The 17925-nt window shown below is 44.2% G+C and carries 16 protein-coding genes; 8 read left to right on the top strand and 8 right to left on the bottom strand.

Annotated elements, in window-relative coordinates; translation table 11 throughout:
- The first annotated feature begins 72 nt into the window (after positions 1-72).
- A complete protein-coding gene (locus J5O05_RS05970) occupies positions 73-315 on the top strand; it encodes a DUF1289 domain-containing protein (protein WP_208844014.1) in 243 nt (80 codons plus the stop codon).
- A 10-nt stretch (positions 316-325) separates the two neighbouring features.
- Here the strand turns inward: J5O05_RS05970 and J5O05_RS05965 are convergent, their stop codons facing one another.
- Positions 326-1021, bottom strand: a complete 696-nt coding sequence (locus J5O05_RS05965) for a type 2 periplasmic-binding domain-containing protein (protein WP_208844013.1) — start codon at positions 1019-1021, stop codon at positions 326-328.
- 118 nt (positions 1022-1139) lie between these two features.
- On the opposite strand from J5O05_RS05965, the gene J5O05_RS05960 reads away from it, so the two are divergent.
- From J5O05_RS05960 to J5O05_RS21720, 4 genes are all read left to right on the top strand, one after another.
- Complete coding sequence (locus J5O05_RS05960; RefSeq protein WP_208844478.1) at positions 1140-1343, top strand: DUF3283 family protein; 204 nt, start codon at positions 1140-1142, stop codon at positions 1341-1343.
- A gap of 118 nt (positions 1344-1461) precedes the next feature.
- Positions 1462-2298: a ligand-binding sensor domain-containing protein gene (locus J5O05_RS21730; protein WP_244369869.1), complete on the top strand. Its 837-nt coding sequence runs from the start codon at positions 1462-1464 to the stop codon at positions 2296-2298.
- Positions 2180-4660, top strand: coding sequence for a PAS domain S-box protein (locus J5O05_RS22685; RefSeq protein WP_341874724.1), 2481 nt, complete (start codon positions 2180-2182; stop codon positions 4658-4660). The genes J5O05_RS21730 and J5O05_RS22685 overlap by 119 nt, the downstream gene beginning before the upstream one ends.
- Positions 4611-5999, top strand: a complete 1389-nt coding sequence (locus J5O05_RS21720; RefSeq protein WP_341874723.1) for a putative bifunctional diguanylate cyclase/phosphodiesterase — start codon at positions 4611-4613, stop codon at positions 5997-5999. Before J5O05_RS22685 ends, J5O05_RS21720 begins: the two co-directional genes overlap by 50 nt.
- Here J5O05_RS21720 and J5O05_RS05950 read toward each other — a convergent pair.
- Together J5O05_RS05950 and J5O05_RS05945 are read right to left on the bottom strand one after the other, a co-directional pair.
- Complete coding sequence (locus J5O05_RS05950; RefSeq protein WP_208844012.1) at positions 5944-6888, bottom strand: ion transporter; 945 nt, start codon at positions 6886-6888, stop codon at positions 5944-5946. The genes J5O05_RS21720 and J5O05_RS05950 overlap by 56 nt on opposite strands.
- Positions 6885-9554 carry a bifunctional acetate--CoA ligase family protein/GNAT family N-acetyltransferase gene (locus J5O05_RS05945; protein ID WP_208844011.1) on the bottom strand — a complete coding sequence of 890 codons (2670 nt, stop codon included), beginning with the start codon at positions 9552-9554 and terminating at the stop codon, positions 6885-6887. Before J5O05_RS05945 ends, J5O05_RS05950 begins: the two co-directional genes overlap by 4 nt.
- Positions 9555-9818: 264 nt before the next feature.
- Here J5O05_RS05945 and J5O05_RS05940 point away from each other — a divergent pair, with 264 nt between their 5' ends.
- Complete coding sequence (locus tag J5O05_RS05940; RefSeq protein WP_208844010.1) at positions 9819-10532, top strand: SIMPL domain-containing protein; 714 nt, start codon at positions 9819-9821, stop codon at positions 10530-10532.
- Here J5O05_RS05940 and J5O05_RS05935 read toward each other — a convergent pair.
- The 5 genes from J5O05_RS05935 to J5O05_RS05915 all read right to left on the bottom strand — a co-directional run bounded on the left by J5O05_RS05935 (position 10483) and on the right by J5O05_RS05915 (position 14768).
- Positions 10483-11289 (bottom strand): substrate-binding periplasmic protein, encoded by an 807-nt coding sequence (locus tag J5O05_RS05935; protein WP_208844009.1) that lies wholly within the window; start codon positions 11287-11289, stop codon positions 10483-10485. The two genes, J5O05_RS05940 and J5O05_RS05935, sit on opposite strands and share 50 nt — an antisense overlap.
- Positions 11290-11447: 158 nt before the next feature.
- On the bottom strand, positions 11448-12212 hold the full coding sequence (locus tag J5O05_RS05930) for a formyl transferase (protein ID WP_208844008.1): 765 nt from the start codon (positions 12210-12212) through the stop codon (positions 11448-11450).
- Between the two features lie 98 nt (positions 12213-12310).
- Positions 12311-12991, bottom strand: coding sequence for a hypothetical protein (locus J5O05_RS05925; protein ID WP_208844007.1), 681 nt, complete (start codon positions 12989-12991; stop codon positions 12311-12313).
- Positions 12992-13038: 47 nt separating this feature from the next.
- Positions 13039-13548 (bottom strand): NUDIX hydrolase, encoded by a 510-nt coding sequence (locus J5O05_RS05920; RefSeq protein WP_208844006.1) that lies wholly within the window; start codon positions 13546-13548, stop codon positions 13039-13041.
- Positions 13549-13715: 167 nt separating this feature from the next.
- Positions 13716-14768, bottom strand: a complete 1053-nt coding sequence (locus J5O05_RS05915; RefSeq protein WP_208844005.1) for an aldo/keto reductase — start codon at positions 14766-14768, stop codon at positions 13716-13718.
- 164 nt (positions 14769-14932) lie between these two features.
- On the opposite strand from J5O05_RS05915, the gene dinB reads away from it, so the two are divergent.
- The gene (dinB, locus tag J5O05_RS05910) at positions 14933-16006 is read left to right on the top strand and encodes a DNA polymerase IV (RefSeq protein WP_208844004.1); all 1074 of its coding nucleotides are present in this window, start codon (positions 14933-14935) and stop codon (positions 16004-16006) included.
- A 161-nt stretch (positions 16007-16167) separates the two neighbouring features.
- Positions 16168-17859, top strand: coding sequence for a carbon starvation CstA family protein (locus J5O05_RS05905; RefSeq protein WP_208844003.1), 1692 nt, complete (start codon positions 16168-16170; stop codon positions 17857-17859).
- The last annotated feature ends 66 nt before the right edge of the window (positions 17860-17925 follow it).

The raw sequence follows: 17925 nt of genomic DNA, 5'->3' as shown, positions 1-17925 counted from the left end.
ATTTTTTCATTGGTATAAATTTTTGTCTTTGCCAAGTACACTGATTACAGAGGTTAGTTGGATTTTACGCGCATGGAACAAATCGAAATATTCGAAATCCCGAGTCCCTGCCGTGGGATTTGCCAAGTAAACAATCGGGGATACTGTAAAGGGTGTTATCGTAGCCGTGACGAGCGTTTTCAGTGGAATACGATGACGGATCAACAGAAGCGCCATGTTATTTTATTGTGTCAGCAGCGCTATAAACGTTATCTTCAAAAACAACAGCACCAATCCAATGACGATGGAATGCAGCAAAGTGGTTTTGATTTTTAAATTTACTAAATTACTTTAAGTCTTTGTCTTCTAAATCGTATTTCTCCCTCAACATTTTCATGGTGCCATTGTCCGCGAATTGCTGAAATTGAGCCTGAAGTTGAGGCAGAAGGGCGATGTGTTTTACATGGACAAAATGGTATGTTTGAACTAGTGCGATGTTGTCCCGTGACCAATCAGGTAAATGTTGCTCCATAAATGAGTCTGGTAGGTGAAAATCTATGACTAGTGCTGCGTCTACTTTTTGTTGTGACAGTAAATTGAGTTGAGTCGAAATCTTTTTCACACGGACTAGATTTCCAGAAAAGGGATGATGTTGAAGGTAGTTCTCCATTACAGGATACCCTTCCGTAATCACAAGGCTTTTCAAGTCATTTAAAGCACACTTTTTGCAGTGTTTAAGTGCTTGAAGATTAAACGCGTACAAAGAAAAGGGCACGCGTATTAAATTAGGATAAATGTCTCCGACCTGTTCAATGCGGGCGAGCTGACCGTCGAGTTCCCCCTCATTGGCGGCAACAAGCGCACTGCGATGATTAAAATCAACAATTTTAACGTCAATACCAAGGTTTCGATACGCGAGGCTAACAAGCTCGGTAATGTACCTTGATTGCGGATTGTCAGCAGGGCGATTGAATAAGAACGTACTTTTTTCAGCGGCATGACTTTGCGCGGCAAAAAGTAAGAGCAATATCAGGCGGAACAAATGTTTATCCTTATAACACTTTGTGGCGGCATCGTTAGTTGGAGTTAGTGTACAACAGAAGTCCGACTTTATGGTTAAATATGTTAAGCTAGTTGAGAAGTTTATCGGAGATTTTAGTGTGAATTACAATTTGTGCTTACTACCAAGAGCTGAGAAATATCAAATCCAACTGGATTATGAAGCTTCTTTTTGGGCTTATCAGATTAAAAAAGGGAAGAAATCGCGTGAAGCTATTTATGAAGCAATTAATGCTCGACCAATGTCAGAACAAAATGTACTGAAACAGCGATTTGAGTATTATTTAGCCTTGATGTTAGCCTAATTAGACCGTTCTCGTAGCGCTTTAAAACCTACAGTGATACATTTTTTAAAACAACTACAATAATAAAATGCGGGTGGGCCGTTGTACTGGAACCCCCAATCTATGTGAGATTAAAAAAATGAGTAAATGGGTTTATGTTTTTCTTTGGCTAATGAGTTTTTTTGCCTCTGCAGAAATTATCCGTTTATCTCCAAACGAAGGATTATCGCAAAGTTCGGTCAATACGATGTTGATTGATGACGATGGATATCTTTGGGTCTCAACAGAAGGGGGCTTGAACCGTTACGATGGTTATCAGCCACTCAAGAAAGTCGGAGGACCAAGCGGCGAGTTACTCGAAGCCAATATTGACCGTATATACCAAGATCCGCTAGGTAAAATTTGGATAACCTCAAGTATTGCTGGCTTGTTCCAATTTGATCCAAAAACAGACCAATATCGTCAATATTCGGCAGCCCCCGTCACTGAAGAAGAATTCGCAACCAAACCCGTCTTTGAAATGCTGATGCTTGATGAGCATCATTTGTTGTTAGGTCGCAGCAAAGATGTGGCGTTATTAGATGTTGATACCGGAGAGTTAACGACGTTAGTCGCGCTCCCAGATCCTAAAACCACCACGTTTGTTCGGGATATTATTGTTCACAAAGGCAATATGTATATCGCGACGAGTGACGGCGCTTGGGTTTACAATTTGGCGTCGAAGCAACTTCGGACGCTTAATCATATTTCGGTCATTGAACATCCTTACCAAAACAACACGAAATTTTTGTACCTTAAAGATGACAATACGTTGCTCCTTGGCGCTGTTCAGGGGTTATATGAAATTGACATTGGCAATGCCGACGAGTCTCATTGCGAATCCATCCGCCCAATTTACCCATCGGGTCATTATTCCAGATTTAAATATATGGCATATTCTGCCCGAAGACGGCGGTTTGATTCTGGGCACAGATAAGGGGTTGATGCATTTCGATTGGGCGACAAAAGCAGTGTCTGCGGATATGCGATTAGCTCAATCTGAGTACAATCTGGTCGACCCCAGCATTATCTACTTAATTAAAGACCGCATGGGTGGACTTTGGGCGGCGACGCGCACCGATGGCGCCTTTTATCTTCCACCGGAACTCGGTGACTTTACGAACATCAATAACCAAACTTTAAAAGACGGTGAATTTACACATCAAAACGTTTGGGATGTGGTGGAATTGGATGGTTACTGGTGGATTGCCACCCATGATGGTATTACGCGTTATGATCCGGTAACCAATACGGCAACCCCCTTATTTAAAGGGTATATGGGCGAAGCCGTTTTTCCGGAGTTTGTCGTTTACAAACTGATGGAATACAAGGGGAAAATATGGGTCTACGGAATGAGAGGGTTGTTTGTATTAGACCCTAAAACACTGACACTCACGAAACCCAAAAGCCAGAATGAGCGAATGGACGAGGTCATCGATGGACGTATTTCAGGCCTTACTTTACTACCCAACGGTAAGTTGTATTTTGTGCACTCTGAAGAAGGGATGTTTGAATATGACATTGATAAAGGACAGCTCAACGATATTACACCGGCGTTTAATGGCGTAGATCCCTTTTTAAGTCACGGATTTTCAAAGCCATTAAAGTCACATCCTGACGATCCTCTCTTTTATTTTGGTGGTGTTTTAAGTCGGTATGAAACCAGTACCGGCACGCTTCACTCAATTTATACTGTGCCAAACGCCAACGATCATTTAGGCATTGGTGTGAATTCGTATGCCATCGACAAAAACAATATCCTTTGGCTGTCGCTTTCTAACTTTGGCTTGATTGGACTGACAGCAGACACCTATGAGCACGTGTACACAATTGATTTAGAAAAAAATAACTTAGGCACATTGATGTATGACATGCATACCGACAGTGAAGGTATGATTTGGATGAGTAGTCATAAAGGGATATGGCGATTAGATCCAGACAATTTGCATTTCCAACAGTTTTCAACGCAAGACGGTTTAATTGTTAATGAATTTAATAGTGGGGCTTCAACGGTTCTCCATGATGGTCGTATTGTGTATGGGTCAGTTCAAGGGGTCACGGTATTTTCTCCGAAAATAAACAACCCGCGAGCACCCTTAATTACGCGGGTGAACATTACATCTGTGAGTTTGATGTCGCGAGATATTCGTGAGCAAGGGATCAAAACGTTTAAGAAAATTGTACTGAATCACGATGATCTTGGGTTGGAAGTTGCCTTTTCCGCGATGCTGTTTAGTAATCAAGACCGCGTGGTTTATGAATATCAGATATCCGGTGGACAAAAAACGTTTAGTCGCAACAAGCAATGGGTGTTGTTTCCTCAGCTGAGTTCTGGTAGTTATGAGCTAAAGGTTTGGGCGAAAGACCCCTTGACGGGCAACTACACACCGCCAGCAAAGTTGGACATTGAAGTGCTATATCCGCCTTGGCGTTCTCCGTTAGCGATTGCCAGTTACGTATTTTCTGTATTTATTATCATCGCATTATGGTTGGTACGTCGTAATCGTATTCAACAAATGTTACTAAAAGCTCACCGAGAAACCCGCCACAGTGAAGCACGTTTGAAACTGGCTTTAGAGGGCAGTAATTCCGGAGTTTGGGATTGGAAAGCTCAAAACAGTTTAATTTATCAACCAAGGTTAAAAGCTGAACTTGGCTATCCACATGAAAATGTAACGTTGGATGAATACCTCGCCAAGATACATCCGCAAGACAAAGCGATTTTCCGAATTGAATGGCTAGAATTTGTCTCGACCCAAAAAGGGTACTTTAACTGTACGTACCGGTTGCGGCATAAAGATGGACATTGGCGCTGGTATAAAGACTTTGGCAAAGTCATGGAGTGGCAAGAACACAGTCCATTGACGGTAGCGGGTACTTACACCAACTTAACACGAGAACGCGTTTTTGAAGAGCGGACTCGCGTGTTTGGTGCCGCATTTGAACAGACACGAGATTGGGTGTTTATCCTCGATAAACGCTTGCGTATACGAGCGTGCAATACTGCGTTGCAACAAGCATTTGGTATGGCTGAAGTGCCTTTGAGTAGTTCGAGTCTGACGATGGGGTTAAGTCGTCGTAATCGAATGCAGTACCTTCGAACCATCAGCCAATTAAGTCCGGGTGAGCATTTCAGTGTTGAAGAATCCGTAACCTTGCACAGCGGTGAAGTTCGTCAAGCATTGGTGAAAGTCAGTGCTGTTGCTGGTGATAATACGGATATGGTGAGCTACGTTGTGGTCATGACGGATATTACTGACCAAAAGCGGGCTGAGCAGGAGGCTCTACCAGTTAGCTAATTATGATGCCATCACGGGTCTTCCCAATCGCACGTTAATCATTGACCGAATTCATCACGCTGTTGAAATCGTTGCAAAGAAAGAACTACCAGTTGCGGTGCTTTCTATCAGCGTGAAGCGTTTACAGAATGTGGCTGAAATTTACGGTGCTAAGGTGTATGAAGCCTTATTAAGAACGGTGACGAAGGTACTACAAACGGAACTACGTGAATTTGATAGTTTGGCTATCGGGGCGCAAAAAGAATTTTACGTGCTGATGGAACGGCTAACGGATGTCTCTCGGGTAACCAATTACTGCAAAGACGTGATTGCTGCATTTGAACAGGGCTTTCATGTATTAGATCAGGACATTTCATTGTCTGTCAGCATTGGCGTAGCGGTTTATCCTGACGATGAAAACGATGCCATCAAATTGCTGCAACTGTCTAATTTAGCACTTCATCACGCAATGCTTCGCAACGACAGTAGTTATCAATTCTTTAAACAAGAAATGAACAATCGAGTCCAGCGAGCGGGCGAGATAGAACGGGCATTGTACTCTGCACTTAACCAAGGTGCATTTTATAACCATTATCAGCCTATCGTGGATAGTAAAAGTGGCAACGTATTGGGATTTGAAGTGTTACTACGTTGGCCACAATGTGTCGAATACAGCGTAGAGGAACTCGCTCGAGCGGCAGAACAAACGGGTTTGATCACACGATTGACACTTCAGACCCTAGAGCGCGCGTTATTGGAATTGAAAGCGTGGCAGTCTCTTAACAATAGCCTATATGTATCGGTCAATTTATCGGCTCATGATTTTCAAGTGCCGAACATTGTTCAGTTGATTGCGGAAATCATAGAGCGGGTAGAGGTCTCAGGGCATTGTGTCGCGTTTGAAATCACAGAGTCGGTTATGTTGGCCGATATTCCGCACGCCATCGCCGTAATGCACGCGCTAAAAGCACTGGGCTGTCGTTTGTTAATGGATGATTTTGGTACGGGGTACGCCTCGTTAACCTACTTGCAGTCGCTTCCCGTGGATGTATTGAAAATTGACCGCAGTTTTGTCGCCGATATGGTTGCGTCAAATTCGCATGCGGTGATTGTGCGATCTATTCTTGGGCTTGCACATAACCTTGGTAAACGTTGTATTGCGGAAGGTGTCGAGACGGCTGAGCAAATAGTGATGTTGCAAGAGCTTGGCTGCGATTTATATCAGGGATATTGGTTTAGTGAGCCGGTGTGCGGTGATGAGGCAACGAACCTCATCACACGTTCATGGAAACAAGCGTTGAGTCTTAAAGCTTTTGACCACAATGACGACAATACAATGAGTGCACGCGCTGGCTCATAATAAGCTTAATGGCTTTGTTGGCCTCGGCATGACTGAGGCCAAGTTCAGCACGTAAGTGGTCCAAGTGCTCGCGTTCATCGCGAGTAAGTTCACCGTCGACTAAGCTGTGTAGTACGGCCTCTTGAAAGGCTTCACGACGCTTACGTAGTTGATCCGCGAAGCTTGACGCGAGCAAACCGGTTGGGATCGCAACCATCCCCATACTTAATACGGTGATTGCGCCGCCAAATAGTTTGCCAACGTGCGTAATAGGGACGACATCGCCATACCCTACGGTCGTTAATGTGACAAGTGCCCACCACATCGCCGCTGGAATAGAACCAAATTTATCTGGTTGAACGTCGTGTTCAAGTAAGTAGATGCCGCAGGCCGCCAAAATCATCACAACCGTCATAATGAAAAACGCGACGATAAGTGAACTCCGTTCTTCTTTAAATGATTCAAGCAACAGTTGCATCGCACGGGAATAACGGGTGAGTTTGAAGATTCGAAGCAAACGAACCACACGCAGAAAACGTAAATCAAAGCTAAAGAACATCATTAGCCAAGTCGGTAGTATCGCGAGAAGGTCGATAAGTGCAAGTGGCGTAAAAAAGTATTTTATCCGCTTTTTCAACGCGCTGTCTTCGCTGCTTGCGTACTCGATGCGATCGACACAGCTCCATAATCGCACAACGTATTCGAGAGTAAAAATGGCGACAGAAATAAGCTCGATTGTTAAAAAATATTGGCTGTACTGCTTGTGAAGTTCGGGTTCACTTTCAAGCACGATGGCGACGACGTTAAACAGAATTAAACAAATCAAAAAAATGTCTAAGGCTTTGCCAATTTTGGCGTAAGGTCGACTGCCTTCAAATATCAGTGCAATTCGGTTTCTTAACGTTTTCATTTTAAAACTAACTTCATGTGGATAGTACCTTCTTCAAAATCACGACTGACGACAAACCCGAGCCGTTTTGATAGCTCAATCATACCTTTGTTTTCTGGAAGCGTGATCCCTTCAATGATTTCAACACCTTGCTTTTTGCAATGTTCTATTGCCGCAGTCATTAACATTTTACCAAGACCCAGCCCCTGACAGTCAGAGCGAACTACGACCGCAAACTCTGCAATGAGGTTGTCTGGGTCCATTAATACACGAGAAACGCCTAAAGTGCGGTAGGTCGATTTATAGGACTCGGTGACGATAAAGGCCATTTCTCGGTCATAATCAATCTGCGTCATTTTCGCGAGTTGCTCATGGTTAAACTGAGGTAATTCACCAAAAAAGCGACGATAGCGGTCCTCTTTGGTCAGCGATTTATCGAATTCTTCATGTGCTCGTTCATCTTCGGGACGGATTGGTCTCAAAATCGCTTCAACGCCATTTTTCAGGACGACAGGCGTGACGAGTTCTTTAGGGTAGGGGCGAATAGCGAGTCGTTTTCGGCGTTTGTCAGTGACGTATTTGGATAACGTGATGCTGGCATCCAAGACTAAAAATTGCCCCGCGTTCGCGAGCACTGGATTTAACTCGACGCTTTGAATATCCGGCTGATCAATGACAAGTTGAGAAATACGTGTAATAAGCGCGCATAATTTGTATTTGTCGACTTTGTTGGGAAGCGCTTTTTCTTTCAGAACACCTTTATCATGGGCAGCAGCAATAAGGTATTTAGCCAGGTTCATGTTGAGTGGGGGAAGCGCAACGGCGGATTGTCCAAAGCCAAGTCCCGTGCCCGCTTCGCCAAGTAGGATAACGGGACCAACGCTTGGCTCGCTTTTAATCGCAATTCTTAGCTCCTCCGCTCCCGCTCTTGGTGCCATGGGCTGCAATGAAAACCCTTCGACTTCCGCCTCTGGAAAGGTTTCGTTGATGCGTAGGAGAATTGAAAACGCAGTTTGTTCTACTTCATTTCCGTCATTTAGGTTGAGTACAACGCCGCCAACCGCGGATTTAGACGGAATGTCTTTACTGACTAATTTTAGCGCGACAGGGAAGCCAAGTAACTCGGCTTGTTCACGTGCCTCTGATGGCGTCAATGCGATTTCAGTGCGAATACACTCAATTCCATATTCATTCAAAATACGCGTCGCAAGGTGAGTGGATAATTGGTGATGTCCAGCATCGATAAGTTGATTAATAATGGTTTTTGCATCGTCAGCGTGGATCAACTTATCCTCTACGATGGATTCTGGTGTTTGCGTGAGATGCTTTTGGTTACGACGGTAGCTGATCAAGTGCATGAATGCACCTACCGCACCCTCCGGTGTTCGGTAAGTGGGTATCCCGCGCTGAGCGCGACGGCGTCTCGCTTCATAGGCTGCATCTTCTCCCATAAAATTTGTCATGACGTAAGGTCTCGCCATTTTGGGAATCGCATCCAACGTGTCCGCGATGATTTCGGCGTAGGCTTCACTTGGCGCCAATGCAGACGGAGTGTGAATGATCAGTAAATTTTGTACTTCAGGCGCTTTCAGTAAAATTTCCAACGCTTGTTTATAGCGAAGTGGCGATGAGTCGCCAAATATATCAACGGGATTATAAATTGATTCGGACTGTGGTGTGGCGTTCCTCAAAGCCTCCAAAGTGGTGTCGCTGAGCTGAGCCAGTTTTCCCGAATTCTGAAGCAAGGTATCAACGGCCATTACACCCGGGCCACCACCATTGGTTAAAATCGTTAGTGGTTCTACTTGGAGCAGTTTAGGATGCAGTGCCAGTGTTTGGGTGGCGGCGAACAGCTCTCGCAAATCGTTTACACGCAGCATACCTGCACGTTGGAAAATGGCGTCGTAAACCGCATCGTCGATTGAACGTCCCCCCGTATGCTGTTGTGCGGCTATTGCGCCCGCCTGAGTGCGTCCGGTTTTAATTGCAATCACCGGTTTACTGAATGCTGCAGCACGAGCTGCGGAAATAAACCGTCTTACTTCGGAGATGTTATCGATGTAAAGCAGAATGGCCTGCGTTTTTGCGTCTCTACCTAAAAAGTCGAGCAATTCGGCAAAGTCCATGTCAACGCAATCACCGACCGAAATAAAATATGAAAAACCGATTTGCTTCTGCTGCGCCCAATCTAGAATTGTTGAACAAACAGCCGCAGATTGCGATATAAATGCAAGTTTACCTCGTTTGGCAATGGTATGAGAGAAGCTTGCATTTAACCCTAAATGAGGAATAAGTAACCCTAAGCAATTCGGACCTAGTAAGTCTACTTGAGCCTGTTTTGCGGCTTCTTTTAGTGCCAGGCGTTGTTCGTGGTTTAAACCAGATGCAATGATAATTGCGCTTTTGCAACCAATCTCGCCAAGCTCGGTGACTATTTGCACGAGAGTTGTTTTGTTTGTACAAATTACGGCGAGGTCAGGAACTTTCGGGAGTGCTTGGATCGAATTGTACGCCAGCACGCCATGTACAGCTTGGTGTTTTGGGGATACAGGCATAATCGGCCCTTTGAATCCGCCTTGCAGTAAGTTACGCATCACTACAAAACCGGCATGTCCTGCGGTATTGGATGCACCAATTACGGCAACGGACTTTGGATTAAAAAACTGACTGACACGTTTTACCGACATCTGCTTTCCCTCGGCGTTTATTCATGAAATTATCAGGTTGTCAGGCGTATGCTCAAGCCGAGCCTAACCAAGTGCCAAACTGGATAGTAGCTTGGCATAAAAAACCGTCTTAAATTGCGACCGCGTGAACCTCGTCTTTTTAAGTCGGTCAGTCTTAACACTGATAGCTAAATTTGTTCTAGTAGCCTTAACTGTAATGACTTTATTAGTGTTTTTCGAGTTTTAAGCTCCCTTTGTTTGATCTAACAACAGATGAGAAGAACTATGCAACAAAATGATAAATGGATGTGGTGGGGAATTGCAGGGCTGATAAGCTCGGGTTTTGTCCTATCGTCACTGGTCCTAAGAGACACCGCTCTTTCCTTTAAAGCGATGGAGCGCACGGTTGTCGTAAAGGGGTTAGCAGAGCATGAAGTTCAAGCAGATACAGTGATTTGGCCGCTTGTCTATCGTGATGCTGACAATGACCTAAATAAGCTAGTTAGCCGTGTGGAACGAAAGAATCAAGCAGTGAAAGCGTTTTTGACGCTAAATGGTTTCTCGGATCAAGAAATCTCATTCGTTGCACCATCTGTTACAGATAAACTTGCGCAAGAATACAGTTCGCAAGATAACGGTTTTCGATATGTAGCCAAATCAGGCATGACGGTATACACAAAAAGCCCTGATAAAGTAAAAAATGCCCTTAAAGCTTTGGGTGAATTGGCTAAGCAAGGAATTGCGATCACTGAAAATTATGACAATCGAATTGAGTACATGTTTACGGGATTGAATGAAATAAAACCCGAAATGGTTCAGTCTGCGACAAAAGAGGCACGAGAAGTAGCGCTTAAATTTGCTAAAGATTCTGATTCAATACTCGGAAAAATAAAGCAAGCTAACCAAGGTCAGTTTTCTATTCGCGATAGAGACAGCAACACGCCGGAAATTAAAATTGTCCGTGTGGTAACGTCAGTTGAATATTATTTATCAGATTGACGTCATACAAACTCGTTATTCGAGTTTCCATCTTTTTTAAAATGGCCTCGTATTCGCCGTTTTTCTTAATACTTTTGAGTGCAACCGTAAGCGCGGTTGCGATTTCCAAGGGCAGTTTTTTATTTGCTGCAATGTGCAGCTCAGAAGGGAAGTCATGCACGGCGAATTTCTCTTCAACTAAACTTGGATCTAAGCCTGAATCTCGAATTTCTTTATCGATTGTAAGCGCATTGGTCATCACTAAATCCGTGCGTTGTAGATAGAGCATTTGCCAAAGGCTGTGAAACTCGGTAGCCAAAACGAGGTTTTCTTCTTCTGAAAAGCCATTTTCCAGTAGATATCTAGCGCTATGATAGCCACGAATAGTACTCACTCGGTAATTTTGAGCGTCTTCTAAATTGTTGAGCGCAAAGGTTTTCGCTTTTAATCCGAATAGATAGGCAGTTGCGTGAAAGGTCGCACCAAGAAATTTGAAGTCACCTTCGCGGTCATGGGTTTTAAGCAATGAGAACATCAACGTGTTAGAGTTGTGAGAAAGCTCATGGACAGCACGTGCCATTGGCATCAGTTCGATTTCAGCTTGCAAGTTAGCTGCATCAACCACCGCTTTAACTACATCAACCAGCATACCATCAATTTTGCCACTGCTGTTGTGGTAGTGGTAAGGGGGCAAATCTTCCGCAACAAACCTAAGTGTTTGGGCTTGCAAAGAAGCACACATTGAGAGTCCAACTATCAATAACCACCACTTTTTCATGCGTTACCTCGATGTGTTGCAGTGATGTGCTCGAAAAGCACAGCGCTTTTGTTAGAGTGCCCAAGAACCCCTTCGAATGTCAAATGAAAGTTGTAGTTTCAATTTGTACAATTCATCATAAATAATGGCGTTTTAGAAACGCATTCAACTCCTGCTCATTAACGAGTTGCATGCCACTTTGCTCGAATTCCTGTAACTCCAAATCGGTAGGAAAGGTGTAGTAGCCACTTTCTCCTTGTTGGCGAAGTGAAGGCAGAGAGCCTCGAATTCGCAAGGGTGTTCACTGCCGCCAACATGTCCACGATGCCCTGTTGATACAGTGTCAACACATGCCAAAGATAGGAGCGACCTGCTTCTATCGGGCGAGTCGAGATTTTTACGATTTCACCCGTATCAATGCTGGCGTCGGAAATCCTGTGTAATGTGGTGCCAATGTGTGTTTCGCTGTTTTTCATAGACCAAAACGTCGCCATAACACCTCGATATTGTGGCAATACGCCCGAATGCAAATTCAGTATGCCGTGATTTGGAATGGCAATCGCTTGCTCTTTCAGTATGCAGCCATAGCGTATAGATAAAATAAGATCGGGGTTTAGTGCCTGCAGTGCTGCAAGACTTTCTGTGTCATTGATATTGTTTACCGTTTTTAAAACACAATGGCACTGTGTGGCAAGTTGCGAGAAAGTCCTAAATCGTTGTTCTATTTGGTGAGGCAGCTTTTCGATAAGCGGGGTTAAATAGTCACTAAGTAGACGCTGTTCGAAAAAGGCCAGTTGTTCTAGTGCGGGTGGTTTGCGACTGAGCTTGCCAACGGCGCTTGATTGCCAGAGGGTGAGTGAGTGTTCGGATAACAATTTTGGGATGAGCAAATTTAGTGCGTAATTACTTGCTAGATCGTTGTTTGTTAGTATTAATATCTTCAACTTATCACTCAATTATGGCGTTAGGTATCCGTCAATTTATACGCAAAATGAGTTCGATGTGAAGCGACTCAATGAAATAAAGTATTCCAAAGAAGTCATTAGCGTTTATTAGGCAGCCATTTGTTCATCGCTTCATTATAGGCAGAGTTGATAGCGTCTGGCTTACACTTAACTGGGGCTGTCCATGTTTTTGGAAAGCCATCTGGTGGTGGATTGTTGGGATCCATGTTCATGACTTTGTAGCAGCTATCACCATCTTTAAATTCCGTCCACAGCTCGTTTTTCGAAACAACGGTTCGCTTGTCTCTAGTCAATAAGTCCTTATGTTCACTTGGTACAGTCAGTCTAGAAGGCGTATTTCGAGATTGACTTGTCGTGCGGGGCTGCGCGTTATCAACCGCATTTTGTTGGCGAATACGTTCCAGCACACTACTCGGCGACAGTTTCAAAAGTTTAGGTTCTGAAACAACTGTTGCGGAAGGCTTTGCTGGTTCTGGCTCTGCTTTATCGACCGATTCTTCTACAGCTGGTGGAGTAATCGGTGGATCGATTGGCTTGTTTATTTCAGTATCCAGCGCTTTTGAGACAGCTTTATCTTCAACAGTCAGTGGTTCGGGTTGCTTAGGAGGAGGTGGAGTTTTTGGTTCGATCACTAAATACGTTTTTAGTGCTTTTGGTGTGTGTAGTGGTTGAGGTGTGACGACATGACGAGCCAATAGCCAAAATAGACAGGCGTGTGCAAGTACTGAAACAGTAATAGCGCGTTTAGCAAATCGCATTGTCGTCCTTGATAGATAAATGTATGGTTTTTAGAAACTTACATACTTTAAAAGTTCATGAGTTCCGTTTTTATTTTTTGTAGCACCGCCAATTCACGGTGAACGGAAAATCCGGCAATGTCACTGTCCAGAATTTTAAGATTGTGCGCAATGGCATCGTTGATATTCACCCAGCGTGCTTCAAGGCCACTGTTTATTTCATATTCCTCAGGCATTGCAGTACCTAAAGGGGCATTCAAACTGCAAACATAGTAATAAGACTCAATGTGCCACGCAACATTCGATTCATGTCTATCTGGTCGATATTCTTCGTAGACACCAAACTCTCGATGGATCTGAATGTCAACGGCACCAATTTCCTCTCGTAGTTCGCGCTTTAGTGCCTCATTAGTTGACTCACCTGCATCAATCCCGCCTCCAGGCAACCCGAAATCATCATATCGTTTGGTGTAGACGAGCAGTATGTTCTTACCATCGACGATGATTGCGCGAGCAGTAGGTCTTGATTTGAGGGTTCCAGTTAAAGGTGTGACAGGAACAGGATTGAGATTTCGCATGGTCGACTTCTATGTATTCGAAAGCGCTACACTTTAAATTGAGCTGGCGCTTTCTTCAAGTCTTCTGCCTGCTGAGGCTTTTTGGGATTAAGCTCAATGTGTGAAATTACATGGTTTGATCATTGAATAAGGTGTGCCAATGCGGCCTATTGCCGCATTGGTGTTAATTAAAATGGCATAGGGTATTGCTGATAAACTGAAAATATGTCGTTGAGCAGTGTTTCGTCCAAAGGAAGCGAAAATGCCTGTAAATCTTCTTTCAACTGGCCCATTGTAGTCGCCCCAATAATTGTCGAGGTAACTCCATCTACCTGATTACACCAAGCAAGTGCTAATTGGGCTGGAGTCATGTTATGCGCTTTTGCAACGTCTACGTAGGCGGCAATTGCCTTATTTGAAAGTTGAGTATCTCGAAATAGTCCTTGGCGCTGTACGAGGCTCCAACGAGTGCCTTCTGGTCTTGCTCCGTTTAAGTATTTCCCCGTCAGTGCTCCTCCTGCAAGTGGTGACCACGGGAGGTAAGCAATGTCTTCATGGATGCACTGTTCGATGAGGTATGGCCAATCTTTCGTATGCAGTAAATTGAATTCATTCTGTATAGACACAACCTTTGGTAAATTGTTGGCCTGTGCTAAACGTAAATAGGTTTGGATCCCCCAAGGCGTGTCATCTGACAACCCAAAGTAGCGTATTTTTCCGGCATCAACGGCTTTGCCAATACTTTCTAGGATATCTAACATATCCGCGATTTCTTGTTCGGTATCTTCATGCGTTGGCTGGACCATACCTGGCCAATGTTTTCCAAAATGTGGTGAAATACGATTTGGCCAATGCAGTTGGTACAAGTCGATGTAGTCGGTTTGCAAGCGAGTTAATGAATCATCAATCGCTTCGGTAACTGACTTACCTGAAATGGGATGACCTTCGCGCACCCACGATAAACCGCCACCTGCAATTTTGGTTGCGATGATGACTTCATCGCGTTTCTCTTTATGTCGGTGTAACCAACTACCGATGATGGATTCGGTTTTGCCGTAGGTTTCTGGGGACGGTGGCACTGCGTACATTTCCGCGGTGTCGATAAAATTGACCCCTTTGGCAAGCGCGTAATTGATCTGTTCATCAGCGTCATGTTGGTTGTTTTGTTTGCCCCAAGTCATGCTGCCTAAACAAACCTGAGAAACTTGTAATCCGCTACTACCAAGACGTCGATATTCCATGTTTACTCCTTTGAAATGTTCAGGTGTGAGTTTTAATTTTTAATTACTGCACTAGTTTAGGCTTAATTTACTGACATTGCAGCACTTTGAGTTGAAGCAATAAAGACTTGCGAAAAAGGCATAAAGTGATTAATAATAACTGTATAAATAAACAGGTGTTGGCGATGAGGAAATTCATTCATATCGACATGGACTGCTTTTACGCAGCCGTTGAAATGCGAGACAATCCAGCACTTGCCAATGTGCCTATGGCGATTGGTGGTCGAAGCCACCGTGGCGTATTGTCTACCTCAAATTATCTCGCCAGAGAATTTGGTGTGCGGTCCGCTATGTCAAATTACCATGCTAAAAAACTATGCCCTGATTTAGTCATCGTACCCGGGCGTATGTCGGTTTATAAGCAAGTCTCACAGCAGATACGTGCTATTTTCGAACGTTATACGGATAAAATTGAACCTCTGTCGTTAGATGAAGCTTACCTCGATGTCTCCGCTTGTGCGTTATTCAATGGCAGTGCCACATTAATTGCTCAGCAGATACGTGCTGACATTGAACGAGAAACGGGATTAACCGCAAGTGCTGGTATTGCGCCTATTAAATTTCTCGCCAAAATTGCCAGTGATGAAAATAAACCAAATGGCCAATTTGTTATCGCTCCAAACCAAGTCGCTGATTTTATTGATTCATTACCGCTAAAAAAAATACCAGGAGTCGGCAAGGTTACCCATGAAAAGCTACTGGCAATGGGGCTTGAGTTTGGTCGAGACGTTAAAGCACTGGATGAACTCACCTTAGTTCGTCAACTTGGCAAGCTTGGCGCGCTATTGTGGCGTCGATGTCAAGGGGTTGATGAACGGGAAGTGGTTACAGAACGAGTTCGAAAATCGGTTGGCGTAGAAACGACTTTTGAGGTCGACATCTCGGAGTCCGAAATATTGAAAGCCATTTTGCATGAAAAACTCCTTCCTGAACTCATTCATCGATTAACGTCGGTGTTAGAAACCCGTTCAATCACAAAGTTGGGAATCAAAGTGAAATACCACGATTTTCAGCAAACCACCAAAGAGTGTCAGTTTACCTCAGTTCACCCCCCAATATTTGAAGAGTTGCTAAGTGACATACTGAGCAAACGAATCAACAAACCAGTCCGCTTACTCGGTGTGCAAGTCGGTCTCAATGACGTAGATCGTGAAAAGCGCCGAAGTGAATCTCAACTCGGTCTATTCGACTTCGACTAAATGATGAGTGCTTTTTGTACTCGGTGTGCTAGCGTAAAGTTGCGCTTGTTCTGTCAGTAACATCAAGTAAAAAGCGTATGCTGCTCCTATACCGTAATTAAACCTCGGCGAAATTGGAGAAAACAGTGTGCGAACAATAATGACAACTAAAGGAAATTCGTATGCAATCAGTCGTGATCGTGCTTGTGGGCATACTCGGTATGCTCTTTGGATGGTTTGTATACTCCAAATTTATAGCCGAAAAAATCTTTAAAATGGATGATGATTTTGTCACTCCTGCTCATGAAATTAATGATGGCGTTGACTATGTACCGACAAACAAAGTGGTACTGTGGGGTCATCATTTTACTTCTGTCGCAGGGGCGGCACCAATTGTTGGGCCTGCAATTGCGGTCTATTGGGGATGGGTCCCTGCTGTGTTATGGGTCGTGTTGGGGACGATATTCTTTGCGGGCGTCCACGACATGGGAGCGCTTTGGGCTAGTGCTCGTCACAAAGGTAAATCGATGGGGGCATTATCTGAAACGGTAATTGGCAAACGCACACGAGCGTTATTCATGGTCGTTGTGTTCCTTGTACTGTTAATGGTGAACGCGGTATTCGGTGTCGTGATTGCCAACTCATTTGTTGCTAACCCAAGTGCCGTATTTCCAGCGTGGTCCGCAATCGCAGTTGCATTGGTCATTGGTTTCCTTTTGAAACGTAATGTGCCGATGATGCCACTTGTCGCGATTGGTGTGGCTGTGTTGTATGCCACTATTTATATGGGATCCAGTATGCCGCTCGCATTGCCGAGTGAAATGTTAGGTTTAAGTGACAAAGCAAACTGGATTCTGATTTTATTCGTGTACGCGGCTGTTGCGTCATTGCTACCGGTTTGGATGCTTTTACAGCCGCGTGATTTCATCAATGGTATGCAATTACTTGTTGGTTTAGTGCTTTTGTATGGTGCGGTATTTGTTGTTATGCCTGATATTACCGCGCCTGCATTTAACACTGAAACTGTCGCAAATACACCGAGCATTATTCCGTTGTTGTTTGTGACTATCGCGTGTGGTGCGGTTTCTGGCTTTCATGGCATCGTGTCATCTGGAACTTCATCAAAGCAATTAAATAAAGAAACGGATGGTCGTTTTGTTGGGTACTTGGGAGCTGTTGGTGAAGGCTCACTTGCGCTAATTACATTGGTTGCGGTGAGTGGTGTTATGCTTGCGGTCACACCTGAGCAATGGCATGAGATATACAGCCATCTTGGCGCTGGAAGCGTGGGGGCGTTTATCACGGGTGGTTCAAACATGATCCAAGCAGGTTGGGGGATACCAAGTGAAGTGTCTTCAACTTTGCTGGCTGTAATGGTTGTGTTGTTTGCGGGAACAACGATGGATTCAGGGGTTCGGCTACAACGTTACATCATCCAAGAGTGGGGCGAAATTTATAATATCCCTGTGTTAAAAAGCGGAATAACTGCGACACTCGTTGCTGTCGCATGCTGTCTTTTATTGGCATTTGGTGCAGGTGGAGCTTCTGGAAGTGGTGGGATGATTATTTGGCCACTATTCGGGTCGACAAATCAGCTCTTAGCAAGTTTGACGTTGTTGGTCATCTCGGTTTACCTTATCAAACTTGGCCGGCCAGCTAAATACACGTTAATCCCAATGAGCTTTGTGCTTGTAATGGCGTTTTTTGCTGGGGTGATCAAGTTGTCTGAATATTACGAGAAGGGCAACTGGTTGCTGGTTGGGCTAGACGTTATTGTGTTGGTCGTTAGTGTTCTGGTGATGCTTGAAGCGTGGTCTGTAATCGTTAAGCATAAATCAGAACAGCAAGATTCTGAAGCTGAGCGCGCCAATTAGTGCGCTCTAACTGAAAAGTAAAGGCAGCCTCAGCCTAGCTTTAATGTAGAATATGTTTGATAATTT

It is taken from the genome of Pseudoalteromonas xiamenensis (assembly GCF_017638925.1).
Classification (GTDB): Bacteria; Pseudomonadota; Gammaproteobacteria; order Enterobacterales; family Alteromonadaceae; genus Pseudoalteromonas; species Pseudoalteromonas xiamenensis.
This window is presented reverse-complemented; position numbering and strand designations above follow the sequence as displayed.